This is a genomic window from Sphingomonas glacialis, from assembly GCF_014653575.1.
In the GTDB taxonomy this organism is placed as follows: domain Bacteria; phylum Pseudomonadota; class Alphaproteobacteria; order Sphingomonadales; family Sphingomonadaceae; genus Sphingomonas; species Sphingomonas glacialis.
Genome location: NZ_BNAQ01000002.1, coordinates 361485 through 387154, shown reverse-complemented (window position 1 = coordinate 387154; position 25670 = coordinate 361485). Strand labels below are relative to the sequence as shown.

Sequence of the window (25670 nt, the reverse complement as noted above, 5' to 3'; positions counted from 1 at the left end):
GGGGAGGGGCTATCCGCGTTTCACGGGCGCTTCTTCAGCTCGTCGCGAATTTCGCGCAGCAAGGTGACATCGGTCGGCTCTACGGGCTCGGCAACGACTTCGGGCGCCTTGGGCATCAGCCGGTTCACGGCGCGCACGATCAGGAAGATGATAAAGGCGACGATCACGAAGTTCACCGCGGCGGTGATGAACGTCCCATAGCCCAACAGCGGCACGCCGGCCTTTTTCAGCGCGGCATAATCCGATGATCCGGCAAGCGCCGGCGGCACCTTGCCCAGCACGACGAAATAGCTTGAAAAGTCGAGTCCGCCGAAGATCTTGCCGATGACCGGCATGATCACGTCGTCGGTCAGCGAAGTCACGATCTTGCCGAACGCGGCGCCGATGATCACCGCGACGGCGAGATCGAGCACGTTCCCCCGCGCGATGAATGCCTTGAACTCCTTGAACATCGCGCGCCCCCTTCCGATTTCATTTCGCGAGGCCATCGTACCCGGCTATCATGGTGACGCAAGATCTGAAGGGATCCCTACGATATGAAGTACCGCACTCCGCTCGTTCTCCTCGGCGCCGTCACCTTGGCTGGCTGCGGGCTCAACAGCGTTCCGACCGCGGAAGAGAATGCCAAGGCCAAATGGGCCGATGTCGAGAACTATTACCAGCGCCGCGCCGACCTCATCCCCAACCTCGTCTCGACGGTGAAGGCCGCGGGCGCGCAGGAAAAGTCGATTCTGGTCGAAGTGACGCAGGCGCGCGCCTCGGCGTCGCAGGTCAAGGTTTCGGGTGCCGATCTCTCCGATCCGGCCAAGGTCGCCAGTTACGAGAAGGCGCAGGCCGGCGTGACGATGTCGCTGCAGCGGCTCCAGGAAGCCTATCCCGAGCTCAAGTCGCAGGGCAATTACGCCACGCTGATGACGCAGCTCGAAGGCACCGAGAACCGCATCTCGACCGCGCGCCACGATTATAACGACGCGGTGCAATCGTATAACACGACGATCCGCACCTTCCCCGACGCGATCGGCGCGAAGGTGTTCTACGGCGCGAAGCCGCTCGTCCCGTTCAAGGCGACGAGCACGGGCGCGGAAGAGGCGCCTGCGGTCAATTTCGGCAACACCAACTAAAGTAACCGGGCCGAAGGCCCTGAAGGCGATGTGATGCCGATGCGCCTGATTCAGGCCTTGCTTGCGACGTTGGTCGCGCTGCTGCTGGGGCTCGTCCCGGCAGCGGCGCAGACCTATCCGAAATTTACCGGATTGGTGGTCGATGCCGCCAACGTCCTGCCGCCAGAGACCGAGGCCGATCTTACCGCCAAGCTCGAGGCGTTGCAGAAGGACACCAAGCGGCAATTGGTCGTCGTCACGCTCCCCGATTTGCAGGGGCGCGAGCTGTCCGAATATGGCGTCGGGCTCGGGCGTGCCTGGGGCGTCGGCCTCAAGGACGTCGACAACGGCGCGATCCTGATGATCGCGCCGAACGAGGCCGCCGGGCATCGCGGGCCGCGGCTCGAAGTCGGCTATGGTCTCGAACCTTTCCTGACCGATGCGTTTTCGGGCGTGATGATCCGCGAGAAGATGCTGCCGCTGCTCAAGAAGCAGCCGAGCGACATTCCCGGCGCGATGGAGGCCGGCACCGACGCCGTCATCGCGCAGTTGCGAGCATCGCCCGAGGAACAGAAGGCCAATCTCGACAAGGCGGCAGCCGCGTTCGATGCGACGCACAAGCGCAGCACATCGCGCGGCGGCGGCGGGATTCCGTTCGGGATGATCTTCTGGGGCCTTGTGATCGGCTTCGTCATCCTGTCGAGCCTGCGCCGGCGCGGCGGCGGGCGGCAGTATAATGACGGGATCGGCTCGGCGGTGTTGTGGGGCTCTGTGCTCAGCAGTCTTAGCGATTCGCGTCGCGATTCGGGCGGCGGCTGGGGCGGTGGCGGCGGCGGTGGCGGCGGCGGTGGCGGCGGCGGTTCCGATGGCAGCTGGGGCGGCGGTGGCTTCACCGGCGGCGGCGGCGGATCCTTTGGGGGCGGTGGCGCCTCGGGAGACTGGTAATGCCGCGCACAGCGCATCTCACGGCGGCGGACCACGCGGTCGTGCTCGCGGCGGTCAAGGCTGCTGAGGCGGGGACCGACGGCGAGATCGTGACGATCGTCAGCGATCGCTCGGACGAGTATCGTGACGCCGCGCTGCACTATGCGGTGGCGGCGATGCTGCTCGTCGTCGCGCTGTTCACGATCGATCCGGCCGCGATCGAGCGGTGGCCCGCAGGCTTTTCGGACGGGTGGGAATCGCCCGCCGATCCGCGGTTGCTGCTGTCGGCGCTGCTCGTGGTCGAGGCGATCGTCTTCCTGATCGTCCGCTATGCGCTCGGGCGTGCCGCGTGGCGGATCGCGCTGGTGCCGAAGGCGACGCGCGCGCGGCGCGTGCGGCGTCGCGCGATCCAGTATTTCAAGGTCGGTGCCGAGCTGCGCACCACCGCGCGCGTCGGGATCCTGCTGTATCTGTCGCGCGACGAGCGCATGGCCGAAATCGTCGCCGACGAAGCGATCCACCGCGCGGTCCCGGCCGAGCGCTGGGGCGCGGCGATGGCGGCGCTGGTCGCGCACTCGCGCGCGGGACGGCCCGCCGCCGGAATGGCAGCGGCGGTCGAGCAGATCGGCACGATCCTGTCCGAAACCTTTCCCAAGACCTCCGACGACCGCAACGAACTCCCCGATAGGCTGATCGAAGTATGACCGCAGAGACGGTGTGGGACGGCAAGTTCATCAAGGTTATCAAAGACGGGACCTGGGAATATGTCGCGCGCGCGCGCGGGATCGGCGCCGCGGTCATCCTCGCGATCGACGATGGCGCGGTGATCCTGGTCGAGCAATACCGCGTGCCGCTCGGGAAGCGCTGTCTGGAGTTGCCGGCTGGCCTTGTCGGCGATGAAACCGAAGGCGAGGGCATCCACACCTCGGCCGCGCGCGAGCTCGAGGAGGAAACGGGCTATACCGCGGCGACGATCGAAACGATCGGCTTCTTCCATTCCTCGCCGGGGATGGTCTCGGAGGGCTTTACGCTCGTCCGCGCCACCGGGTTGACGCAGGTGAGTGCCGGCGGCGGGGTCGAGGGCGAGAACATCACCGTCCACCGCGTCCCGCTCGGCGAGATCGCGGCGTTCGTCGCCGCAAAGCGCGCCGAGGGCGTGGCGATCGACGTCAAGATGCTACTACTGCTCAGCGGCGGAATTCTGGCTGGCTGAATCGGCGAGGGGCAATCCGCTCCCGATCAACCCTCGCCGTCAGCGGAAGTTGTCGGCGTAGCTTTGCAGCTTGAGCGTCCGCGTCGGCGCGGCGACGACGGTGAAGGCAAGACCTTCACGCTCGGCATAGGCGATCGCGGCTTCCTGTGTCGGGAAGCTCAGCCGCACCTGGTCGCGCGTGTCGCCCGAGCCGGCCCAGCCGGTCAGCGGGTCGGCTTGCTTGGCTTCGGCAGGGGCGAAATCGAGCACCCAGCTGGTGGTGCGGGCACGGCCCGACGACATGGCGTTCTTGGGGCGCTGATAGATTCGGGCGATCGACATGGCGTCTCCTTATCGTGCTTCTTGGCGCCGCGCATCTGCGTTTTTCGTGCGGAGCGTTGCAGAGGCGGCGGCGGGGTCGTCGGGCCAGGGGTGGCGCGGGTAACGGCCGCGCATTTCCTTCGCCACCGCCGACCAACTTCCCGCCCAGAAGCCGGGCAAATCGCGCGTCGTCTGGATCGGCCGGCCGCCGGGCGAGGTAAGGCTGAGCACCAGCGCCACGCGCCCGCCCGCGATCATCGGATGCGTCGCGAGCCCGAACAGCGTTTGTGGGCGCAGCTCGACGCGCGGGCCACCTTCGGCATCGTAATCGATCGGGTGGGTCGAGCCAGCGGGGCTGGTGAAGTGCGTCGGGGCGAGGCGCTCGATCGTTTTCAGCGCGTCCCAGCCGATCAGGGTGCGCAGCGCTTCGGTCAGTGCGCCCGAGTCGATCGCGTCGAGCCGGCGCTTGCCCGTCAGCAGCGGGACGAGCCATTCGTCGGCGCGCGCGAGCAACGCCGCGTCGTCGAGCGCGAGTTCGGTGCCGCCATACTCCTGCGCAAAGGCGGCGCGGTGGCGCAGCGCGAGCGCGGCGTCGCTCCACGGGAGGCGGGCGAGGCCAGTCGCGTGGACTCCTTCGAGCAGTGCTGCGGCGATGGCATCGGGGTCGGCGTTCGAATCGGGGCCGCTCGACAGCCGCAGCGCGCCGAGCCGGCGTTCGCGCAACGCCCGGATGCCGCCGGTCGCGGGGTCGAAGGCGACGGTGCGATGCGTCGCGATGCGCTCGCTGAACAGCGCCTCGATCGTCGCGAGGTCGATCGCGGCGGCCGAGAGGATGCGCGCGCCCGACGCCATGCCTTGCGTCTCGGCGACGGCGAGCCACTCTTCGCGCGCGAGACTGCTGGTCGGATCGAGCTTGAACCCGCGTCCGCCGACCGAAGCCCAGGTTTCGCCCGAGCTGTCGCGGCGGCGCGCGATGCGATCGGGGAAGGCGAGCGCGATGGCGATGGCTTCTTGTCCCCCTCCCGCTTGCGGGAGGGGATTGGCGGGTGGGCTCGCGCTATCGCGGTTAGCGCTGGTTGAAGGCGCGCGCCCACCCCCAGCCCCTCCCGCAAGCGGGAGGGGAGCGAGCCCGCTCCACCGTTTCGCCAATTTCCGCCCGGCCTCCGCCCGTGGCCCGCGCTCGCTGCGCCAGCGGCGGCGGCGCGTTTCGAGATCGACGTCGTTCCCGCCAAGTCCGCGCTCGCCGAGCAGCACCGCGACCTCGGCCGCGACGTCGGCCAGACCAAGCTCCCCCGCCCGCACCAGCATATGCCCCAGCCGCGGTGCGAGCGGCAGCCGCGCGATTGCATGGCCATGCGGCGTCGGGCGTCCATCCGCATCGAGCGCGTCGAGCGCCGCGAGCCGCGCGCGCGCTTCCTGCACCGCCGCCTCGGGCGGCGGATCGAGCCAGCGCAACTGTCGCGGATCGGCGACGCCCCACAGCGCGCAGTCGAGCGTCAGCGCCGACAGATCGGCCTCGAGGATCTCGGGCGGATCGAAGCGCGGCAACCCGGCGGTCGCGGCTTCCTCCCACAGCCGATACGCCACCCCCGGCGTCTGGCGCGCGGCGCGGCCCGCACGTTGCGTGACGGCAGCCTGGCTCGCGCGTTCGGTGACGAGCCGCGTCATCCCCGCGGCACGATCGTAGCGCGGTCGACGCGCGAGACCCGAATCGACCACCACCGCGATCCCGTCGAGCGTCAGGCTGGTCTCGGCGATCGAGGTCGCGAGCACGACCTTGCGGCGCCCCGCGGCGTCGGGCGCGATCGCGGCGCGCTGCGCTGCCGGATCGAGGCTGCCGTGGAGCTTGTGGAGCACGATCCCCTCGCCGAGCCCGTCGAGCCGTTCGGCGGTGCGCTCGATCTCGGCGACGCCCGGCAGGAAGGCGAGGACTCCGCCCTTCTCCTCGCGCAACGCGAGCCGCACCGCGCCCGCGACCGAATCCTCGATCCGCGCCTCGGCCGCACGCCCGAGATGGCGCAGCGTCAGCGGGTGCATCCGCCCCGCGCTCTCGATCACCGGCGCGCCCTCCATCAGCCCCGAGAAGCGCGCGCCGTCGAGCGTCGCCGACATCGCGACGAGCCGCAGATCGGGGCGCAGCCCGGCCTGCGCATCGAGCGCGAGCGCGAGCCCGAAATCGCTGTCGAGGCTGCGCTCATGGACTTCGTCGAACAGCACCGCCGAGACGCCTGCCAGTTCGGGGTCGTTCTGGATGCGCGCGACGAAGATTCCCTCGGTCACGACGGTTACGCGGGTCGCCGCGGAGCGCTTCGAATCCATCCGCGTGGCATAGCCGAAGGTCTGGCCGACGGCCTGCCCGGCGGTCGCCGCCATGCGCTCGGCGGCGGCGCGCGCGGCGAGGCGGCGTGGCGAAAGCAGCAGGATCTCGCCGCTGCACCACGCTTCGACAAGCAAAGCGGGCGCGACGGCGGTGGTCTTGCCCGCGCCCGGCGGCGCGACGAGGACGGCGTTGCTCGCGTCGCGCAGCCGCGCGAGCAGATCGGGCAGGACGGCGTGGATCGGCAGCGTCATGCCAAACACCGCAGATGGGGAAGGGGAAGGGTGGCCACGATACGCAGCGCCTTGCCCGATCGCGCGCCACGGGGACAGCGCGATATCGTGCGATCGATCGACGCATGGCGAGGGAACTGCGGCGGCATTCCCAACGTCCTAGTATATCCCGCAATCGCGATGCTAGGCGGGCGTCCAGAGTTTCGGAGATCGTCGTGGCCGGCCATTCGCATCATCATCACGGGCATTCGCATGGCGCAGGCCATAGCCATGCCGGGCACGACCACGGTCCGCCCGCCGCGGGCCACGACCGGGCGTTTGCGATCGGCATCACGCTCAACCTCGGCTTCATCGTCGCCGAAGTCGTGTTTGGGCTGATCGCGGGGTCGGTCGCGCTGCTCGCCGATGCCGGGCACAATCTGTCCGACGTGCTCGGGCTCGGCGCGGCCTGGGCGGCGATCGCGCTCGGGCGGCGCGCGGCGTCGAAGCGCTTCACCTATGGGCTCAAGGGCTCGACGATCCTCGCGGCCTTGCTCAACGCGCTGCTGCTGCTCGTCGCGCTCGGCGCGATCGTGCTCGAGGCGGTGCAGCGGATCGCGACGCCCGCGCCGGTCGACGGGCCGACCGTCGCCTGGGTCGCGGGCGCGGGGATCGTCGTGAACGGGGTGACCGCGTTGCTGTTCATGCGCGGCCGCAAGGACGATCTCAACATCCGCGGCGCCTATCTCCACATGCTGAGCGATGCGATGGTGTCCGCGGGGGTCGTCGTGTCGGGACTGGTGATCTGGCTCTCGGGGGCGACCTGGATCGATCCGATCGTCAGCATCGTCATCGCGGTGCTGATCTTCCTGCAGACCTGGGGCTTGCTCCGCGAATCGGTCGAGATGGCGCTGGCGGCGGTGCCGCGCAGCATCGATTCGGACGCGGTGTGGGAAGAATTGCGCGAACTGCCGGGCGTCGCGCGGGTGCATCACGTCCATATCTGGCCGATGAGCACGACCGAGACCGTGCTGACCGCGCATCTCGTCATGCCCGGCGGGCATCCGGGCGATGCCTTCCTCGACCGCGCGCGGACGATGCTCAAGGCGCATTTCGGGATCGGCCATGCGACGTTGCAAGTCGAACTCGACGGGGCCGACGCGACCGAGCCGAAGCTCGGCTGCTAACCGCCGGGGCGGTGTCGCGCGTCAGTGCTTGAACATCGCCACCACGGCGTCGAACAGCGTCGCGCCGGCGAGCGGGCCGACCAAGAGCATCACGAGATTGAAACCGATGATCCAGGCGGTGATCGACTCGGCGCGTTTGTTCTGCCGTGGCGCGGGCTTTGGCGCGGGGGGCTCGGGTGGGCTCCACTGGTTCTGGAAATCGACGAACATACTCGATCCTCTTGTTGCGATCGTCCGCTCGACGTCCAACCGCGCCGCCACTATGCGCCTTTCCGTGGCATTGGAAAGATCGAAAGGCCGACCGGGCGCGCGGCTTAGTAGGCGCGCGCGATCGCGAATTCGACGGCTTCGACCATTGCGTCCTTGGCCTTGCCGTTGGCGAAGATCGCCAGCGCATCGATCGCGCGCTGGCCGTAATGGCGCGCCCGCGCGAGCGTGTCGTCGACCGCGCGCGTCGCCCGAACGAGCTCGATCGCACGCTCGAAATCCGCGTCGCTGTTGCGATGCCCTTCGATTGCCGCCTTCCAGAACACGCGATCCTCCGGATTGCCGCGCGCATAAGCGAGGATCACCGGGAGCGTCGCCTTGCCTTCGCGGAAATCGTCGCCGGCATCCTTGCCCATCGTCCCCGCGTCGGAGACATAGTCGATCGCATCGTCGACCAGCTGGAACGCGATGCCGAGGTTGCGCCCGTACGAATCGAGCGCGAGCTCTTCGGCCTCGGGGCGCTCGGCGACGACCGCAGAGACGCGGCAGGCCGCGGCGAACAAAGCCGCGGTCTTCGCGCCGATAATGTCGAGATAGCGCTCCTCGGGCGTGTCGATCCGACGCGCGGCGGTGAGCTGGTTGACCTCGCCCTCGGCGATGATCGCGCTTGCGCCCGCGAGGATCCCGAGCACTTTCAGCGATCCGTCCTCGACCATCAGCTCGAACGAGCGGCTGAACAGGAAATCGCCGACGAGCACGCTCGCCGGGTTGCCCCAGATGAGGTTGGCGGTGCGCTTCCCGCGGCGCAGATCGGATCCGTCGACGACATCGTCGTGGAGCAGCGTGGCAGTGTGGATGAACTCGACCGCGGCGGCGAGGCGGTGATGCCGCGTGCCCGAATAGCTCAGCAGCCGTGCGCTCGCGAGCGTCAGCATCGGGCGCATCCGCTTGCCGCCGCCGGCGATCAAATGCCCGGCGAGTTCGGGGATCAGCGGAATCTCGGACTGCATCCGCGACAGGATCACGGCATTGACCATGTTCATGTCGCCGGTGACGAGTTGCACCATCGGCTCCAGCGAGGGCTGGGCGCGGCTCGGATCGAGGCGGAGAAGGGTGGCGCTCATGTGGCGTGCGATGTGGCCGCGCGCGCGCCCAAAGGCAAGCGTTTCCCGGCTTGCATGGGCCCTCCCGTGCCCGCAATAGGGCGAGGACATCAGATGGGGAGCAATCGGTGGCCGACGAGACGCTGAACGGATACCGCCAGAGCATCGACAATATCGATGCGGCGCTGGTCTTTCTGCTCGCCGAGCGCTTCAAGACGACGCAGGCGGTCGGGCGCTACAAGGCGTCCGCTGGGTTGCCGCCCGCCGATCCGGGGCGTGAGGAATCGCAGATCGCGCGGCTGCGCGGGCTCGCCAAGCAAGCCGATCTCGACCCCGATTTCAGCGAGAAGTTCCTGCGCTTCATCATCGACGAAGTGATCCGCCATCACGAGCGCGTGCGCGACGCCGGATAACCCGCTGCGCGCCGGGCTGGCGGGATGCGTCTTGCCGCACGGGCGAAACCGCTTATCGTCGCGCCGGACCCGAAGCATGGGTGGGGATGGTGAGAATGGCGACGATCTTGGCGAGCGATGTGGGGCCGGACGTGCCGGTGACGCCGAGCCGCAAGGACATCCAGCTCATCATCACTGCCTCGTCGCTCGGCACGATCTTCGAATGGTATGATTTCTTCATCTACGGCACGCTTGCTGCCTCGGGGATCATCGGGCGGACCTTCTTTCCCGCGCAAAGCGAGCTGCTCCAGACGCTCTACGCCTGGGCGGGGTTCGCGGTCGGGTTCGGCTTCCGCCCGCTCGGCGCGATCCTGTTCGGCTTTCTCGGCGACAAGCTCGGGCGCAAATATACCTTCCTCGTCACGATCACGCTGATGGGCCTCGCCACCGCCGGAGTCGGCCTGGTGCCGAGCGCGGCGACGATCGGGCTCGCCGCGCCGTTCGTCGTGATCGGACTGCGAATCCTGCAGGGGCTCGCGCTCGGCGGTGAATATGGCGGCGCGGCGATCTATGTCGCCGAGCATTCGCCACCCGGGCGGAGCGGCTATTTCACGAGCTTCATTCAAGCGAGTGTGGCTGGCGGATTCATCCTCAGCCTCGCCGTCGTGTTGCTCGCCAAGGCGCTGATGCTGGCAGGAATGTGGGACGCATGGGGCTGGCGGGTGCCGTTCGTCTTCTCGCTCGTGCTGCTCGGCGTGTCGCTGTGGATGCGGCTCAAACTGTCCGAGAGCCCGGTATTCAAACAAATGAAGGCGGCGGGCGAGACCGCGAAGAACCCGTTCACCGAAAGCTTCACCTATCCCGGCAACCTCAAGCGGCTGTTCGTCGCGCTGTTCGGCATCGCCGCCGGGCTGACGGTGATCTGGTACACCGCGATGTTCACTGTGCTGTCGTTCCTGCAAGGCACGATGCGCGTCCAGGAAACCGCCGCCCAGTTGATCGTCGGATTCGGCGCGCTCGGCGGGCTTGGGTTCTTCGTGCTGTTCGGCTGGCTGTCGGACCGAGTCGGGCGCAAGACGCCGATCGTGATCGGCTATGCGCTGACGCTCGTGCTGCTCTTTCCGATCTTCTGGGTGATGGGCAGCGCCGCCAACCCCGAACTCGCGCATGCCGCCAAGCGCGCGCCCGTCGTCGTGTCGGGGCCTGCGTGCCAATACGACCTGTTTCCGGCCAAGCCGACCGAATGCCGCCGCTTGCTCGACTATCTGTCGAAAAAGGGCGTGCCGTATACCAAGGCGCACACCCCGGTGACGCTGGTGCTGATCGGCGGCGTGGGCGTCGACGATCTCAGCGATGCCGGGCTCGATGCCGCGCTCGCGAACGGCGGGTACGATCTGCGCCCGGTCGTGCCGTCGCCGGGCAATATCGTGCTGATCCTGCTCGCGATCCTTGCGCTCAGCGCGCTCGCCGGAATCACTTATGGCCCGGTCGCCGCCCTGCTGTCGGAGATGTTCCCGCCGCGGATCCGCTACAGCTCGATGTCGATCCCCTATCATTTCGGCACCGGCTATTTCGGCGGCTTCCTGCCGCTGATCAGCCAGGTGATCGTCGCGCGCACGGGCAATCCCTATGCCGGGCTGTGGTACACGATCGCGGTGGTGGCGATGGCGCTGGTCGTCACGCTCTATGGCCTCGAGGAAAGCAAGCCCGGTCGCGCGAGCGCCGACTGAACGCCGGGCTGGCGCGTGCCTGCCGCGGCGGCTAACCGCTCTGGCATGACCGATGCCGCGCTCCGCCTCCGCCTCGACACCGCCGCGCTCGTCGCGAACTGGCGCGCGCTCGACGCGCTGAGCGGCGCGGCGGCGTGCGGCGCGGCGATCAAGGCCGATGGCTATGGCCTCGGCGCAGCGGGTGTCGCCGAGCGCCTGGCGGGGGCGGGATGCCGCGATTTCTTCGTCGCGAGCTGGGGCGAGGCCGAGCGCCTTGCCGGGCTCGGCTTCGACATCGCCGTGCTGCACGGCGTGCGCGCCGAGGACATGACGGCGGCCACGAGCGGTATCGCGCGCCCGGTGCTCAATACTGCGGCGCACGTCGCGCGCTGGCGCGAGAGTGGCGGCGGGCGGTGCGACGTGATGGTCGATACCGGCATGAACCGGCTCGGCGTATCGATCGCCGAGGTCGCAAGCGGGTTGCTCGATGGCCTGGCGATCGACACGCTGATGAGCCATCTCGCCTGCGCCGACGAAGACAGCGCGATGAATGCGCGGCAGGCAGCGGCGTTGCGCGGGCTCGGCGGGCGCACCGCCGCACGGCGGCTGAGCCTCGCCAATTCGGCGGGAATCGCGCTTGGCGCCGACTATGCCTTCGACCTCACGCGACCCGGGCTCGCGCTCTACGGGGGCGTGCCGCGCGGCGAACTGGCGGGCGTGGTCGGGCAAGTGGTGACCCCCGAAGCGCAGATCCTCCAGCGCCGTACCCTCCAGGCGGGCGATTCGATCGGCTATAATGCGCAGTTCACGGCCGCGGCCCCGCTCGAGGTGGCGATCCTCAACATCGGCTATGCCGACGGCTATTGGCGCGGGTTCAGCAATGCCGGCGCCGCGCACGTCGGTGCTGCCGCGCTGCCGGTGATCGGCCGCGTGTCGATGGACTTGACGGCGATCTCGGTCGCGGCGGCGCCGGAGCTCGGCGAGGGCGATTGGGTCGCGCTCGACTATGCGTTGCCGGCGGCAGCGGCCGCCGCGGGCATGTCGCAATATGAATTGCTGACAGGGTTGGGGCGGCGGTTCGAAAGGCGCTGGGGCTGAGCGGACGCGGCTATGGCCGTGGCGGGTTCCACGGGTCGTAAGCGCGCGCGCGGATCCAGCGAGTCGCCAGCCGCTTGATCCCGTGCGTCACGGGCAGCCCGGCATGGATCGCGCGCTGATCGATCCGCCCATCGGGCAGCACGTTCGAAAAGACGATCGCGTCGCCGATCCGCGGTGAAACCTTCAGCCCCGTCGCGGTGAACATCGTTTCTCCCCCGCTATACCCCTCATTGAGATAGACGAGCACGGTCAGCACGCGCTGGTTGGCGGTGCCGGTGATCGTGTCGAGGTGCGGACGATATTGCTGGCCGGGCGCGTAGCGCAGCACCGCGAGCGGTTCGCCCTGCTGCGGCTGCGTCGCGCTCACCGCGGCGATCCGCCGATTGATCGCGTGGATCGCGAGCGTCTCGCGCGCCGGGCTGATTACCGCGCCGTCCGAGGTGCGGATCGGATGGACCATCGTCCGGCCCGTTTGCGGATCGATCACTACCGCCGGCTGCAACAGGCCCTCGGTCCACTCGATGATATGCGCGCATTCGGCGGGGCTCAGCAACGCGGGGTAGCGCCGCACCTGCGGGGCCGCGCTGAGCAGTTCGTCTTGCGGGAGCGACACCGGATCGCCGGTTTCGCGCAACGTCATTTCGGTGAGCAGCGCTACATGGCTGGCGGCAACCGGGTCGGTCCTTGCCGCCTGTCGCAGCAGTGCAAGCGCATGCTGCCAGTCCGTCGGGGCGCCCGCTCCCGTTGCGGCGAGCGCGACTTCGATCATCGCCGCATCGCGGTGCCCCGTTGCGACGCAGCGCCGGAGAACGCCGCGCGCACGCGGCAGATCGCGCGGTGTCGGATCCCCCGACATCAGCCAGATGGCGAGCGTGAACAGCGCGTCGGGCTCACCCGCGGCCGCGGCCTGTTCGATCAGCGCGATGGCGCGCGGGCGGTTGCCGGATGCCAGCAATGCATTGGCCTGGCCGACGCTGTCGAAGGTGCTCATCACCGAGCGCTAACAAAAAAAAGGGACCGGCGAAACATCGCCGGCCCCTTATTGAGGTAGATCGTGATCCGATCAGAACTTCGCGGTGAAGCCCGCATAGAAACGACGACCGATCGGTTCGAAGATACCCGAACCAGCGCCGATGCCGGTCGAGCCGAGCGGCGGGGCCTGGTTCGTGAGGTTGTCGACGCCGAAGTAGAAGTTCGAGCCACCCTTAACGTTGAAGCCCAGACGCGCGTTCATGTAAACGACATCAGGGTAGAACGGGGTGGTGAAATCGTCGAGGTTCTGCGGCTCGCGCCCCTGGAACGTCTCGTGATTTTCAATCGCGCCGACCGACTGCTTCGACAGATAGCGGATCTCGTAACTGGCGAAGACCGGACCGAAGTCGCTGGTCAGCGTCAGGTTTGCCGCATCGCGCGGCGCACCAAGCTCGCCCAGCGTGGTATCGGCGAAGCCGGGCTGGGTCGGATCGGTGTACGAGTTCTTCTGCGTTGCGTGTGTGTAGACCGCATGGGCGCCGAGCGTCACGTCGCCGAACTTGTGCGAATAGGCGACATCGACGTCGATACCACTCACCGCGAGCTTGGCGTAGTTTAGCACCGTTTGCTGCAGGCTGCCTTCGATGATCCGGAACGGGTTGCCCGTCACCGCGCCGGATGCGTTGTCACGCTTGAACAGGGCGCAGAACTGATTGTTCGTGGTCGGCGAATCGTAGCAGCTGTTTACGATTCCCTGCGCCGACGGCGCGGTGATCACGTTGTTGACCCGAATCTTGTAGTAATCGACCGAGATCGTCAGACCCGGCACGAACCGTGGCTTGAGCACCACACCGTAGGTGTAAGAGTCCGAGGTTTCGGGGCTTAGGTTAGGATTGCCGCCGCTCACGATCTGCAGCGACTGCGAATATTGGAAGTTGTACGGGTTTGCACCGCCGGTCGGGATGCCTGCCGCGGTGCAGTTGGCAGCGCGATATTGAGTCCCGCTTGCGATGTTTACGGCTGAACACGGATCACCAAAGCCCGGCGCAAAGTTCTGGCTCTGCGGCGAGTACAGATCCGATAGGTTCGGTGCACGCACCGAGCGCGCATATTGTACGCGGAAGCGGATGTCGCTGATGGGCGCCCAGTCACCACCGACATTGTACGTGTAGGTTGTGCCCGCTGAGCCCTTGTAGTTCGAGATCCGGCCTGCGGCATCGACCTCGAGCGATTCGGCGAAGGGCAGGTTCTTCAGGAACGGCAAGCGGAGCTCGCCATAGGCTTCCTTCACTTCGAACGCGGTCGGGTTGAAAACCGGGATCGAGTTATAGAAGGTGTAGCCGTTCTCTACGAGTGGATCCTGACGATAATAGGCCGTCTCACGACGATATTCGCCGCCGACTGCGAAGCCGACCGGGCCGCCTGGCAGGTTGAAGAACTGACCGGTGTTACCGCCAACGAACGCGTTGATGTCGAGCTGCGTGATCTTGCCCGACGAAATCGTGTTCTGGAGGATGTAGTTCTTGGCCGCCGCCGACGGGCTGCCAAGGCCGAACGGGTTCAGCGGCTGGCACGCCGCGATGTCGGCGTTGAGCGTCGTCTGGTTCGGCACGTTGCCGTAATCGATCGCACGGGTCGGGTCGATCTGCGCGGCGCAGACGATCTGGCCGGCGGCGTTGCGCGTCGTGTCGAGCGCGAGCAGTTCACGCTGGACGTTGACGTTGCCAAGGACCTTCGTCTTTTCGTCGAACTCGCCGTAGTTGACCGAGACTTCGTAGTTCCAGTCCTTGTTGAACACGCCCTTGACGCCGCCAACGAAGCGATACGTCTCACGCTTGGCCTGCTCGGAGCGAACCCCCAAATCGGTGAGATTCTTGCGCAGGATGAAGCGATAGCTGCCGTTGTTGACCTGCGTGGTCAGTGTTGCTGCCGTTGCCGCGGAGATTGCTGCGCCGGTGGTAGGGCTCTGGCCGTTGGCGATCGAAGCCAACGCTTGAGCTGCGATCACACCACGTGCCTGCGCGCTCAGATACGGGTTGTCGAGGCGCGGGCGCTCATACAATCCACCGATCGTCGAACCGGTGAAGAACGCCGGGCCGCTACCGCCCTGACCGTACGAGTCTGTGCGGACATACTTGGCTTCGATGAACGGAACGAACGCTGGCGAGACTTCGAAGTGGCCGATCAGGTTCGCCGAGTAGCGGTTGAGCGCCGGCGTGATCTGGACGAGCTCGCCCTCACGACGCGTGTTGCCGTTGCCGCCGATGAAGCTGCCGGCCGGCGTTGCGCTCGGGCCCGTTGCGCTGCCGCCGGAGATGCCGACGCGCGTTCCCGTCTGGGCGACGAGCGTGCCATCGGGCTGGAACAGGAAGTTGCAAGTGAAGGCGCGGCCGTCCTTGTCGCGGCCGCACGGTGCGGTTGCGGTTGCGCTGAGCGGGCCGGCGAAGGAGACGAGGCCGCCATCGCTGATCGTCGAGCTGCGGATGTCGTGGAAGAACGACGCATCCGGGTTGCCGTCATTGTTGATGGTCAGGTTCGGCTGCGTGGTGCCGAGACCGGGCTGATCGGTGTCGACGGTGACGAAGCCCGATGCCGTGCGCAGGCGCGTACGATCGGACGCGTACAAGATGTTTTGGCGCGCATATTCGAGATCGATCGCGATGTTGCCGCGGCCGTCAGCGAAGTTCTTGCCGGCGAGGACGCTGCCATAATAGGTGCCGGCATCGCCATATTGCGAGATGCCGCCTTGGCCGCGGACCTGAAGGCCCTGGAAGTGATCCTTGAGCACGAAGTTGACGACGCCCGCGAGCGCGTCCGAACCGTAGACTGCCGAGTTGCCGCCGGTGACGACGTCGACGCGCTCGATCAGATCGGTCGGGAAGGTGTTCGTGTCGGGCGACACGGCGTTGCTGAGCACGTCCGAACCGACGTGGCGACGGCCGTTGACGAGCACGAGCGTACGCTGCGTGCCGAGACCGCGCAGATCGAGCAGGTTGAGACCCGCGGTGCCGAGGAAGCGAGTCGAGTTCGACTGGCTGAAGGTGCTCTGCAGCTGCGGAAGGTCGTTAAGCACGTCGCCGATCGAGACCTGCGCGGTCTGGCGCAGTTCCTGGGCGCTGACGCTGCTGATCGGGACCGAGGAATTGTCGTTCGGCCGCGAAATGCGCGAACCCGTAACGATGATTTCCTTGTTCGATGCTGCATCCTGGTCATCGGCCTGACCAGCGTCGGTGGTGGTACCAACCGGCGCGGTCTGCGCCAAGGCGATCGACGGGAATGCCGCCAGAACGCCAACGAGCGCAGTCGCGCCCATAAGCTTCTTGATGTTCATATATAGGCCCCACTTGTTTTCGGCTTGTTTGCCTTGACAGTGGGGCATTGAAACTTTTTTGCGCGGCTCACGCAAGGCTACATGAACGTTTGATGACTGAGCGGTTCAGAATGTAACTAAATGTGGCAGTAATGCAACATGTGGCCGGATCGGTGGTACCGCTCACGGTCTTACCGCTCGACGCAGACCGCAATTCCCATTCCGCCGCCAATACAAAGCGTTGCCAGACCCTTGTGCACATCGCGCTTGGCCATCTCGTACAGCAGCGTCGTCAGCACGCGCGCGCCCGAGGCGCCGATCGGGTGGCCGATCGCGATCGCACCGCCGTTGACGTTGACGCGCTCGGGATCCCAGCCGAGTTCCTTGCCGACCGACAGCGCCTGCGCGGCAAACGCTTCGTTCGCTTCGATCAGGTCGAGATCGCCAATGCTCCACCCGGCCTTTTCGAGCGCGCGGCGAGTCGCGGGGACGGGGCCGATCCCCATGATCGACGGATCGACCCCGGCCGACGCCCAGCTCGCGATCCGTGCGAGAATCGGGCTTCCACGCGTCTCGGCCTCGGCGCGCGTCATCAGCACCAGCGCGGCGGCGCCGTCGTTGAGGCCGCTCGCATTGGCCGCGGTGACGGTGCCGTCCTTCTTGAACGCCGGGCGCAGGCCGGCAACGCTCTCGAGCGTCGCCCCGGCGCGGATATATTCGTCGTCCGCGACGATCGTGTCGCCCTTGCGGCCCTTGATCGTGACGGGCGCGATCTCGTCGCGAAAGCGGCCGGCGGTGCGGGCGGCTTCGGCGAGGTTTTGCGAGCGGACCGCGAACACGTCCTGTGCCTCGCGCGAGATCTGGTACTGCTCGGCGAGATTCTCGGCAGTGATGCCCATGTGATAGTTGTTGAACACGTCGGTCAGCCCGTCGCTGATCATCGTGTCGACCAGCGTGACGTTGCCCATCTTGGTACCGCCGCGCAGGTTCTGTGCGTGCGCGCTGAGCGACATCGATTCCTGCCCGCCCGCGACCATGATGCGCGCATCGCCGCACGCGATCGACTGCGCCGCCAGCGCCACCGCGCGCAAGCCCGAACCGCACACCTGGTTGACGCCCCAGGCAGGGATTTCCTTGGGTACGCCTGCGGCCATTGCCGCCTGGCGCGCCGGGTTCTGCCCTTGGCCGGCGGTCAGCACCTGGCCGAGGATGACCTCGGAGACTTCGTCACCCGCGACACCGGCCTGCGCGAGCGCCGCCTCGATCGCGATCCGGCCGAGCTCGTGCGCCGGCGTTCCGGCGAACGCGCCGAGGAAGCTGCCGACGGGCGTGCGCTTGGCGGCGGTGATGACGATGTCCTGCATGGCTCTGCTCCGGCGGTAGGGTGTGGCCGCTATCTAGCCGGGGAACACGCGTTTAACCACCCCGCGAGCGGCTCCCACAGCTGCGCGCGGGCGCCGCTGCCGACGATCATCCCGACATGCCCCGCGCCGAGATCGTGGCGGTCGGCGAGATCGGCGGCGGTGGCGGCGGGCACGATACGGTCGTTGCGCGAGACGAAGTCGACGCTCGGGCAGTGCAGCGCCGCGGGGGCGATCGTGGTGCCCGCGATCTGCCAGCCGCCGCTGCCGGGCACGTCGTGGGCGATACAATGCTCGAACAATTGTCGTCCGGCGGCATAGGGCAGGGGGGCGCCGCCATTCGCCCAATCCTCCATCGCGATGAAGCGCTGCGCCGCGGCGCTGTCGGGGTCGAGCGCGGCGAACGATTCGTATTTGGCGACCGTTCGCGCCGGGTCGAGCCGCCAGAAGCCCGCTTGCAGCACTTCCATGGGCACGAGCCCCATCGCCTCGCACGCGGGTTTGGCCGACGCCCACAAGCCCGCCATATCGGCGCGCGCCGCCTCGCCGAAGCCAGCGAAATGCCACGGCGCGGCGATCAGCGCCAATCCCGCGACTTCGGCGAGGCAGGCGGCGGCAAGCGCCAGCGTGCCGCCGAGACAATAGCCGACGAGGATCGGCGGCGAGTCGAACTTGGCGATCAGCGGCAGCAGCACGCGCGTGACATGCGCGTCGAGATCGAGCGCGCGCCCCGCCGGGGCTTGCGTCCCCCAGTCGAGCAGGAAGGGGCGGTGGCCTTGCGCGGCCAGCCAGCGGAGCAGAGAGACGTCGGGCAGCAAATCGAGGATGTGCGGCGGATTGATCAGCGACGGCACGAACACGATCGCGCGCCCGGTCGCGCCCTTCGCGCCGTAATCGCGCAGCCGTGCTTTCCCTTTTCGGTAGCGCGCCGGCATCGGCTTGCGCACGCGACCGCGCGGCGCGTCCTGATACGCGCGCAGTCCCGCCAGTGCTGCGACGCGGCGATCGGGTTCGGTCGCGGTCTCGGCAAGCAGCATTTCGAGGAATAAGGGTAGCGGACGCGGGCCGTGTTGCGATGCGGTAATAATTGGTGGTAGGTTCTGGCCAAACATTCGTCGGGGAGCCCTTCTGCATGAAAAAGACCATTCCGGGCGACGGCCCGGTGACGATCAAGAAGTATGCGAACCGCCGGCTCTACAATACCGAGACGTCTTCCTACATCACCCTCGAACATCTCGCCGCGATGACGCGCGAGGGGCGCGACTTCAAGGTGCTCGACGCGAAGACCGAAGAAGACATCACGCACAACATCCTTACCCAGATCATCATGGAAGAGGAACAGCGCGGCCAGACGATGTTGCCGGTCAACTTCCTGCGCCAGCTGATCGCGATGTATGGCGATTCGATGCAGGCGATGGTGCCGGGCTATCTCGAGGCGTCGATGGACAGCTTCCGCCACAACCAGCAGCAGTTCAAGTCGGCGGTCGAGGGCGCGTTCGCGCAGTCGCCCTTCGCCAACACGCCGTTCGCCGAGATCGCCAAGCAGAACATGGCGATGTTCGAAGCGGCGACCGCGGCGTTCAAGCCCGGCGCTGTGCCCGGTGGGGCGGCCAAGCCTGCTCCGGCTGCCGCGATGAGCAAGGATGACGAGATCGCCGCGCTCAAGGCCGAACTTGGCCGGTTGAACGAAAAGATCGAGAAGCTCGGCGACTGAGGCATGCTGTGGTGGATCGGAGCGGGCGTCGCGGTGGTGGTCGCGGTGCTCGCCGGAGTCGCCGATTGGCGGCGCGACCGGCGCGATGATCTCGACCGCGTCGGCTGGGTCGATTGGCGCTCGATGCAGATGTTCGCGCTGATCGCGGCGGCGGGATGCGCGATCATCGCGCAGCACGGGTAGCAAGCGGGTTCGCTCGCTTGCGCGGAACCTAAACCCCGTTCGCCCTGAGCCTGTCGAAGGGCCTTCTCCGCTGCGGGCGGCTGGCGTGCGCGGGGCTTCGACAGGCTCAGCCCGAACGGAAATTGGTGGTCGCGCTCGCGCCTAAGCGGCCGTTACCTGCCCGCCTTACAGGCACGCCTCGAGATACGCCTGGTCGAACCCGAAGGTCCGCGCCTTTTCGAGCGTATACGGCCGCAGGCCCATCGAGCGATATTCGCCGATGATCTTCCCGTCGGCCGATTCGTCGAGATATTCGAACTTGAAGAGCTCCTGCGTGACGATCACCGGGCCTTCCATGCCGATCACTTCGGTCACGTTGGTCACGCGGCGCGAGCCATCGCGCAGGCGCTTCACCTGGATGATCATCTCGACCGAATCGGCGATCTGGCGCGAGATCGCTTCCTTCGGCACCTTGATGTCGGACATCATCACCATGTTCTCCATACGCGCGAGCGCCTCGCGCGGGGAGTTGGCGTGGAGCGTACACATCGAGCCGTCGTGACCGGTGTTCATGGCCGCGAGCATGTCGAAACACTCGGACCCACGAATTTCGCCGAGGATGATGCGATCCGGGCGCATACGCAGCGCGTTCTTGACGAGATCGCGGATGCTGATCTCGCCCTGGCCCTCGAGGTTGGCGGGGCGCGTTTCGAGCGGGAGCCAGTGCGGCTGCTGGAGCCGTAATTCGGCCGCGTCCTCGATCGTCAGCACGCGCTCGCCCGGGTCGATCATCTTCGACAGCGCGTTGAGCATCGTCGTCTTGCCCGAGCCGGTACCGCCCGAGATGACGACGTTGAAGCGACACGCGCCGGCGATCTTCAGCGCGGTCGCCATCTTCGGGCTCATCGAGCCGAAGCCTGCCATCATGTCGAGCGTGATCGGCTTGGCGGAGAATTTACGAATCGAGATCGCGGTGCCGCGCAGCGACAGCGGCGGCACGATGACGTTGACGCGCGAGCCGTCCTTCAAGCGGGCGTCGGCGAGTGGCGTGGTCTGATCGACGCGGCGGCCGACCGAGTTGCAGATGCGCTGCGCGATCTGGAAGAGGTGCTCCTCGTCGCGGAACTGGATCTGCGCGAGTTCGAGTTTGCCCTTGCGCTCGACATAGGTCTGCTCGGGGCCGTTCACCATGATGTCGGTGATGTTCGGATCGGCGAGCAATTCCTCGAGCGGTCCCAGGCCGAGCAATTCGTCGACCAGCACCTTTTCGAGTGCGAACTGTTCGCGCCGGTTGAGCGTCAGCTTCAGCTCGGCGAGCACTTCGCCGATGATCGGGCGGAATTCCTCGGCGAGCTCATCCTTGTCGAGCGTTGCCGCCGCCTCGGGATCGACGCGTTCGAGCAAGCGCGGGAGGACCTGCTCCTTGATCTTGTGGATCGAGCTTTCGAAGCCCTCGACCTTCGAGCTGCCCGATTCGCCCGACAACGCCTGGCGGTCGGCAAGGCGCTGCATTGCGTCCTGCTGCGTACCTGGCATCGTGCCGAGCGGCTCGGGGTCGAGGCCACCGGGCAGCGGCGGGAACTGTTCGCCCGCGCCGGGAGCCGATTCGCCATCCGCCGGACGCGAACCACCGCCCTGCATCGGGCGTGCCACGCCGAACGCGGGTCTCGCGCTCGCGCCCGCCATGCCAGGTCGACGCCCAAATGCACTCATGCCGCCAGTTTCCTCATGCTTGGCAACAAGCGTTAGGCGAGAGTGTTTGACATTTTCCTAACCAAACCGCGCGCTCGGGTGGCGCTGACCGCTAAAACGAAAAGGGCACCGTCATCATGACGATGACAGTGCCCGATCGCGGGAGAGCGTAAACCTTAAGCGGTGCGCTCGGCGAGTACCGTGAGGCCAGTCGCGCTGACTTCGGCGAACCCGCCTTCGATCGCGATCAGCTCGGGCTCGCCCTTTTCGGTGCGATAGACCGACAGCGCGCCGTCGCGGATCGTCGACATGACGGGCGCATGGCCCTCGAGCACGCCGAAATCGCCCTCGGTGCCGGGGACGACGACCATATAGACGTCCTCGGACCGGACGAGCTTTTCGGGGGTGACGAGTTCGAAGTGCAGCATGTCTTGTCCTTCTCCAGGCCCTCTCCCGCTTTCGCGCGAGAGGCTACGGAGACTTGGTCCGCCTTCTTCAGGCGGACCTAGTCGAAGTCGGTGAGGGCCTTCTTCTTGTCCGGGGCGCGGCGAACAAGAAGACCCTCACCCAACCCTCTCCCGCGAAGGCGGGAGAGGGCTAGTAGGGAAGAAGCCTTAGGCTTCCTTGGCCATCTTTTCTGCCTTGGCGATCACTTCGTCGATACCGCCGACCATGTAGAAGGCGCTCTCGGGCAGGTGATCATACTCGCCGTCGACGACCGCCTTGAACGACTTCACGGTATCCTCGACCTGGACGAACTTGCCGCTGATGCCGGTGAAGACCTCGGCGACGTGGAACGGCTGGCTGAGGAAGCGCTGGATTTTCCGTGCGCGCGACACGGTCGACTTATCTTCTTCCGACAGCTCGTCCATGCCGAGAATGGCGATGATGTCCTGGAGCGACTTGTAGCGCTGGAGGGTTTCCTGAACCCGCCGCGCCGTGTCGTAATGCTCCTGGCCGACGATCGCCGGGGTCAGCACGCGGCTGGTCGAGTCGAGCGGATCGACCGCCGGGTAGATGCCCAACTCCGAGATCGCGCGGTTGAGGTTGGTCGTTGCGTCCAAATGCGCGAACGACGTGGCCGGCGCCGGATCGGTAAGATCGTCGGCCGGAACGTAGATCGCCTGCACCGAGGTGATCGAGCCCTTGTTGGTCGACGTGATGCGCTCCTGCAGCGCGCCCATGTCGGTCGACAGCGTCGGCTGATAGCCCACCGCCGACGGGATACGGCCGAGCAGTGCCGACACTTCCGAACCCGCCTGGGTGAAGCGGAAGATGTTGTCGACGAAGAACAGCACGTCCTGGCCTTCGACGTCGCGGAAATATTCGGCGATCGTCAGGCCCGAGAGCGCAACGCGCGCACGCGCGCCTGGCGGCTCGTTCATCTGGCCGAACACGAGCGCGACCTTCGAGCCCTCGGGCGTCGGGTTGCCGTCGGCGTCCTTGGCGATGACGCCTGCGTCGAGGAACTCGTGGTACAGATCGTTACCCTCGCGGGTGCGCTCGCCGACGCCCGCGAACACCGAGGTGCCGCCATGGCCCTTGGCGATGTTGTTGATCAGTTCCTGGATGAGCACGGTCTTGCCGACGCCGGCGCCGCCGAACAGGCCGATCTTGCCGCCCTTTGCGTACGGCGCGAGCAGATCGATGACCTTGATGCCGGTGACGAGAATCGCGCTCTCGGTCGACTGGTCGACGAACAGCGGCGCCGGTGCGTGGATCGGCATCGTCTCGGTGTGGCCGACGGGACCACGCTCGTCGATCGGCTCGCCGATGACGTTGAGAATGCGGCCGAGCGTCTGCGGGCCGACGGGAACACGGATCTGCGAGCCGGTGTCGGTGACTTCCTGGCCGCGGGTCAGGCCCTCGGTCGAGTCCATCGCGATCGTGCGGACGGTGTTCTCACCGAGATGCTGCGCGACTTCGAGCACGAGGCGGTTGCCGTTGTTCGACGTCTCGAGCGCGTTGAGAATCGCGGGAAGGCGATCCTGCTCGAAGGTCACGTCGACGACGGCGCCGATGACCTGGCTGATACGGCCGACGCTGTTGGTGGTCGCGACCGGGGGGAGTGTGTCTGGGGCGGTTGCCATGATGCTTTCCTCGTATCGACTACTTGAGCGCTTCGGCGCCGGAGATGATTTCCACCAGCTCGGTGGTGATCGCGGCCTGGCGGCTGCGGTTGTACTGGATCGTCAGGCGATTGATCATGTCGCCGGCATTGCGCGTCGCATTGTCCATCGCGGTCATGCGGCTGCCCTGCTCCGACGCGGCATTCTCGAGCAATGCGCCGAAGATCTGGATCGCGATGTTGCGCGGCAGCAGCGCGGCGAGGATCGATTCCTCGTCGGGCTCATATTCGACCGCGGCGGTCGCCGACGACGCGGCGACGTCGTTCGCGGCCGACGGCAGCGCGACCGGAATGATCTGGCGGCCGACCGGCTCCTGCACCAGCGCCGACTGGAAGCGGGCGTAGAACAAATGCGCGATGTCGAACTCGCCGGCTTCGTAGCGTGCGATCAGATCGTCGGTGATCGCCTTGGCGTCGGCGAAGGCGACGGTCTTGATGTGGCTCATTTCATGATCGGCGAGGATCTGCGTCGGGAAGAAGCGCTTGATCACGCGGCCCTTCTTGCCGGCGACGTAGAACTTCACCGTCTTGCCGGCACGCTCGAGCTCCTCGGCCTTGCGGCGCGCCGCACGGACGATGTTCGAGTTGAACGCGCCCGCGAGGCCGCGCTCCGAGGTCGCGATGACCAGCAGATGGACCTGGTCCTTGCCGGTACCGGCGAGCAGCTTGGGGCTCGATTCGCTGACGGTCACCTTCGATGCGAGGCTCGCCATCACTTGCTCGAGGCGCAGCGCGTACGGGCGTGCGGCAATCGCCGCTTCCTGCGCACGGCGCAGCTTGGCAGCGGCGACCATCTTCATCGCCTTGGTGATCTTCTGCGTCGACTTCACCGAGCCGATGCGGATCTTGAGGGCTTTAAGCGAGGCCATTCTAGTCCTTCTTATCCGCTCCCGCGTGCGGGAGAGGCTACGGAGACTTGGGTCGCGTCCTTCACGCGGCCCTAGTCGAAGTCGGTGAGGGTCTTCTGCTTGTCGGGCGTCGACGAGAAGAAGACCCTCACCCAACCCTCTCCCGCGAAAGCGGGAGAGGGCTAGGCATTACGCAAACGTCTTCGAAAACGCACCGAGCGCGGTTTTCAGCGCTTCGGTCGTCTCCTTCGACAGGTCGCGCTTGTCGCGGATGTCGGTGAGGAGAGCGGCGTGGCTGCTGCGCATCTCGGCGAGCATCGCCTGCTCGTAGCGGACGACCGCATTGACCGGGACGGTATCGAGGAAACCGTTGGTGCCAGCGAAGATCGACACGGTCTGCTCTTCGAACGGCATCGGCGCGAACTGAGCCTGCTTGAGCAGCTCGGTCAGACGCGCACCGCGGTTGAGCAGCTTCTGCGTCGAAGCATCGAGGTCCGAACCGAACTGTGCGAACGCCGCCATTTCGCGATACTGCGCGAGCTCGAGCTTGATCGAGCCCGAGACCTTCTTCATCGCCTTGGTCTGGGCGGCCGAGCCGACGCGCGACACCGACAGACCGACGTTGATCGCCGGGCGGATGCCCGCGAAGAACAGGTCGGTCTCGAGGAAGATCTGGCCGTCGGTGATCGAAATCACGTTGGTCGGGATGTAGGCCGACACGTCGCCCGCCTGCGTCTCGATGATCGGCAGCGCGGTGAGCGAGCCGCCCCCGTTGGCGTCGTTCATCTTTGCAGCGCGCTCGAGCAAACGGCTGTGGAGATAGAACACGTCGCCGGGATAGGCTTCGCGGCCCGGCGGGCGGCGCAGCAGCAGCGACATCTGGCGGTAGGCGACGGCCTGCTTCGATAGATCGTCATAGACGATGACGGCATGCATGCCGTTGTCGCGGAAATATTCGCCCATCGCGCAACCGGTGTAGGGTGCGAGGAACTGCAGCGGGGCAGGGTCCGACGCGGTCGCCGCGACGACGATCGAGTAATCCATCGCGCCCTGCTCGGTCAGCGTGCGGACGAGCTGGGCGACGGTCGAGCGCTTCTGGCCGACCGCGACGTAGATGCAATAGAGCTTCTTCGACTCGTCGTCGCCCTGATGCGCCGCCTTCTGGTTGATGAAGGTGTCGATCGCGACCGCCGACTTGCCGGTCTGGCGATCGCCGATGATCAGCTCGCGCTGGCCACGGCCGACGGGAACGAGCGCGTCGATCGCCTTGAGGCCGGTTTGGACCGGCTCGTTGACCGAGGTGCGCGGGATGATGCCCGGTGCCTTGACTTCGACGCGGCTGCGCTGCGTCGTCTCGATCGGGCCCTTGCCGTCGATCGGGTTGCCGAGGCCATCGACGACGCGGCCGAGCAGGCCCTTGCCGACGGGGACGTCGACGATCGTGCCGGTGCGCTTGACGACGTCACCTTCCTTGATCTGCGAGTCGGACCCGAAGATCACGACGCCGACATTGTCGGCCTCGAGGTTGAGCGCCATGCCCTGCACGCCGTTCGAGAATTCGACCATCTCGCCCGCCTGGACGTTGTCGAGCCCGAAGATGCGCGCGATGCCGTCACCGACGCTGAGCACCTGGCCGGTTTCCGAAACCTGCGCTTCGGTGCCGAAATTGGCGATCTGGTCCTTGATGACCTTCGAGATTTCTGCGGCGCGGATATCCATGA

24 protein-coding genes are annotated in these 25670 nt (G+C 66.7%); 10 read left to right on the top strand and 14 right to left on the bottom strand.

Going from position 1 to position 25670, the window contains the following annotated elements:
- Positions 1 to 20: 20 nt before the first annotated feature.
- A complete protein-coding gene (gene mscL, locus IE187_RS08515; protein WP_189675879.1) occupies positions 21 to 452 on the bottom strand; it encodes a large conductance mechanosensitive channel protein MscL in 432 nt (143 codons plus the stop codon).
- 84 nt (positions 453 to 536) lie between these two features.
- On the opposite strand from mscL, the gene IE187_RS08510 reads away from it, so the two are divergent.
- Genes IE187_RS08510 through IE187_RS08495 form a run of 4 tightly spaced genes read left to right on the top strand, consistent with a single transcriptional unit; the run spans position 537 to position 3237 of the window.
- Positions 537 to 1121 carry a LemA family protein gene (locus IE187_RS08510; protein ID WP_133186319.1) on the top strand — a complete coding sequence of 195 codons (585 nt, stop codon included), beginning with the start codon at positions 537 to 539 and terminating at the stop codon, positions 1119 to 1121.
- A 33-nt stretch (positions 1122 to 1154) separates the two neighbouring features.
- Positions 1155 to 2045, top strand: a complete 891-nt coding sequence (locus tag IE187_RS08505; RefSeq protein WP_189675878.1) for a TPM domain-containing protein — start codon at positions 1155 to 1157, stop codon at positions 2043 to 2045.
- Positions 2045 to 2728 carry a TPM domain-containing protein gene (locus tag IE187_RS08500; RefSeq protein WP_189675877.1) on the top strand — a complete coding sequence of 228 codons (684 nt, stop codon included), beginning with the start codon at positions 2045 to 2047 and terminating at the stop codon, positions 2726 to 2728. The genes IE187_RS08505 and IE187_RS08500 overlap by 1 nt, the downstream gene beginning before the upstream one ends.
- Entirely contained in the window at positions 2725 to 3237 is a 513-nt protein-coding gene (locus IE187_RS08495) for an NUDIX hydrolase (RefSeq protein ID WP_189675876.1), read from the top strand. Before IE187_RS08500 ends, IE187_RS08495 begins: the two co-directional genes overlap by 4 nt.
- 39 nt (positions 3238 to 3276) lie before the next feature.
- Here the strand turns inward: IE187_RS08495 and IE187_RS08490 are convergent, their stop codons facing one another.
- The gene (locus tag IE187_RS08490; protein WP_133186327.1) at positions 3277 to 3558 is read right to left on the bottom strand and encodes an ETC complex I subunit; all 282 of its coding nucleotides are present in this window, start codon (positions 3556 to 3558) and stop codon (positions 3277 to 3279) included.
- Positions 3559 to 3567: 9 nt separating this feature from the next.
- Entirely contained in the window at positions 3568 to 6108 is a 2541-nt protein-coding gene (gene hrpB, locus IE187_RS08485; RefSeq protein WP_189675875.1) for an ATP-dependent helicase HrpB, read from the bottom strand.
- A 194-nt stretch (positions 6109 to 6302) separates the two neighbouring features.
- Here hrpB and IE187_RS08480 point away from each other — a divergent pair, with 194 nt between their 5' ends.
- Positions 6303 to 7253, top strand: coding sequence for a cation diffusion facilitator family transporter (locus tag IE187_RS08480; RefSeq protein ID WP_133186331.1), 951 nt, complete (start codon positions 6303 to 6305; stop codon positions 7251 to 7253).
- Between the two features lie 21 nt (positions 7254 to 7274).
- Here the strand turns inward: IE187_RS08480 and IE187_RS08475 are convergent, their stop codons facing one another.
- Positions 7275 to 7463 carry a hypothetical protein gene (locus IE187_RS08475; protein ID WP_133186333.1) on the bottom strand — a complete coding sequence of 63 codons (189 nt, stop codon included), beginning with the start codon at positions 7461 to 7463 and terminating at the stop codon, positions 7275 to 7277.
- Between the two features lie 104 nt (positions 7464 to 7567).
- Entirely contained in the window at positions 7568 to 8584 is a 1017-nt protein-coding gene (locus IE187_RS08470; RefSeq protein WP_133186335.1) for a polyprenyl synthetase family protein, read from the bottom strand.
- Positions 8585 to 8691: 107 nt separating this feature from the next.
- Between IE187_RS08470 and IE187_RS08465 the strand changes: the two genes are divergently transcribed.
- From IE187_RS08465 to IE187_RS08455, 3 genes are all read left to right on the top strand, one after another.
- Entirely contained in the window at positions 8692 to 8976 is a 285-nt protein-coding gene (locus IE187_RS08465; protein WP_133186337.1) for a chorismate mutase, read from the top strand.
- A gap of 95 nt (positions 8977 to 9071) precedes the next feature.
- Complete coding sequence (locus IE187_RS08460) at positions 9072 to 10685, top strand: MFS transporter (RefSeq protein ID WP_189675874.1); 1614 nt, start codon at positions 9072 to 9074, stop codon at positions 10683 to 10685.
- 45 nt (positions 10686 to 10730) lie between these two features.
- On the top strand, positions 10731 to 11762 hold the full coding sequence (locus IE187_RS08455) for an alanine racemase (RefSeq protein WP_189675873.1): 1032 nt from the start codon (positions 10731 to 10733) through the stop codon (positions 11760 to 11762).
- Between the two features lie 10 nt (positions 11763 to 11772).
- Here the strand turns inward: IE187_RS08455 and IE187_RS08450 are convergent, their stop codons facing one another.
- The 4 genes from IE187_RS08450 to IE187_RS08435 all read right to left on the bottom strand — a co-directional run bounded on the left by IE187_RS08450 (position 11773) and on the right by IE187_RS08435 (position 18517).
- Positions 11773 to 12753 (bottom strand): 2OG-Fe(II) oxygenase, encoded by a 981-nt coding sequence (locus tag IE187_RS08450; protein WP_189675872.1) that lies wholly within the window; start codon positions 12751 to 12753, stop codon positions 11773 to 11775.
- A gap of 72 nt (positions 12754 to 12825) precedes the next feature.
- Positions 12826 to 16065: a TonB-dependent receptor domain-containing protein gene (locus IE187_RS08445; RefSeq protein ID WP_189675871.1), complete on the bottom strand. Its 3240-nt coding sequence runs from the start codon at positions 16063 to 16065 to the stop codon at positions 12826 to 12828.
- A gap of 170 nt (positions 16066 to 16235) precedes the next feature.
- The gene (locus IE187_RS08440) at positions 16236 to 17408 is read right to left on the bottom strand and encodes an acetyl-CoA C-acetyltransferase (RefSeq protein ID WP_189675870.1); all 1173 of its coding nucleotides are present in this window, start codon (positions 17406 to 17408) and stop codon (positions 16236 to 16238) included.
- Positions 17409 to 17437: 29 nt separating this feature from the next.
- Entirely contained in the window at positions 17438 to 18517 is a 1080-nt protein-coding gene (locus tag IE187_RS08435; RefSeq protein ID WP_189675869.1) for an alpha/beta fold hydrolase, read from the bottom strand.
- Positions 18518 to 18537: 20 nt separating this feature from the next.
- Between IE187_RS08435 and phaR the strand changes: the two genes are divergently transcribed.
- A complete protein-coding gene (phaR, locus tag IE187_RS08430) occupies positions 18538 to 19119 on the top strand; it encodes a polyhydroxyalkanoate synthesis repressor PhaR (RefSeq protein ID WP_133186349.1) in 582 nt (193 codons plus the stop codon).
- 3 nt (positions 19120 to 19122) lie between these two features.
- Positions 19123 to 19302 (top strand): hypothetical protein, encoded by a 180-nt coding sequence (locus IE187_RS08425; RefSeq protein WP_189675868.1) that lies wholly within the window; start codon positions 19123 to 19125, stop codon positions 19300 to 19302.
- Between the two features lie 165 nt (positions 19303 to 19467).
- Here IE187_RS08425 and IE187_RS08420 read toward each other — a convergent pair whose 3' ends face one another.
- The 5 genes from IE187_RS08420 to atpA form a co-directional block, all read right to left on the bottom strand.
- Complete coding sequence (locus IE187_RS08420; protein WP_189675867.1) at positions 19468 to 20994, bottom strand: TadA family conjugal transfer-associated ATPase; 1527 nt, start codon at positions 20992 to 20994, stop codon at positions 19468 to 19470.
- A gap of 155 nt (positions 20995 to 21149) precedes the next feature.
- Complete coding sequence (locus IE187_RS08415) at positions 21150 to 21401, bottom strand: ATP synthase F1 subunit epsilon (RefSeq protein ID WP_133186353.1); 252 nt, start codon at positions 21399 to 21401, stop codon at positions 21150 to 21152.
- A 186-nt stretch (positions 21402 to 21587) separates the two neighbouring features.
- Positions 21588 to 23063: a F0F1 ATP synthase subunit beta gene (gene atpD / locus IE187_RS08410; protein ID WP_140846760.1), complete on the bottom strand. Its 1476-nt coding sequence runs from the start codon at positions 23061 to 23063 to the stop codon at positions 21588 to 21590.
- A 19-nt stretch (positions 23064 to 23082) separates the two neighbouring features.
- Entirely contained in the window at positions 23083 to 23970 is an 888-nt protein-coding gene (locus IE187_RS08405) for a F0F1 ATP synthase subunit gamma (protein WP_133186357.1), read from the bottom strand.
- A 168-nt stretch (positions 23971 to 24138) separates the two neighbouring features.
- Positions 24139 to 25668, bottom strand: a complete 1530-nt coding sequence (gene atpA / locus IE187_RS08400; protein ID WP_189675866.1) for a F0F1 ATP synthase subunit alpha — start codon at positions 25666 to 25668, stop codon at positions 24139 to 24141.
- Between the last annotated feature and the right edge of the window lie 2 nt (positions 25669 to 25670).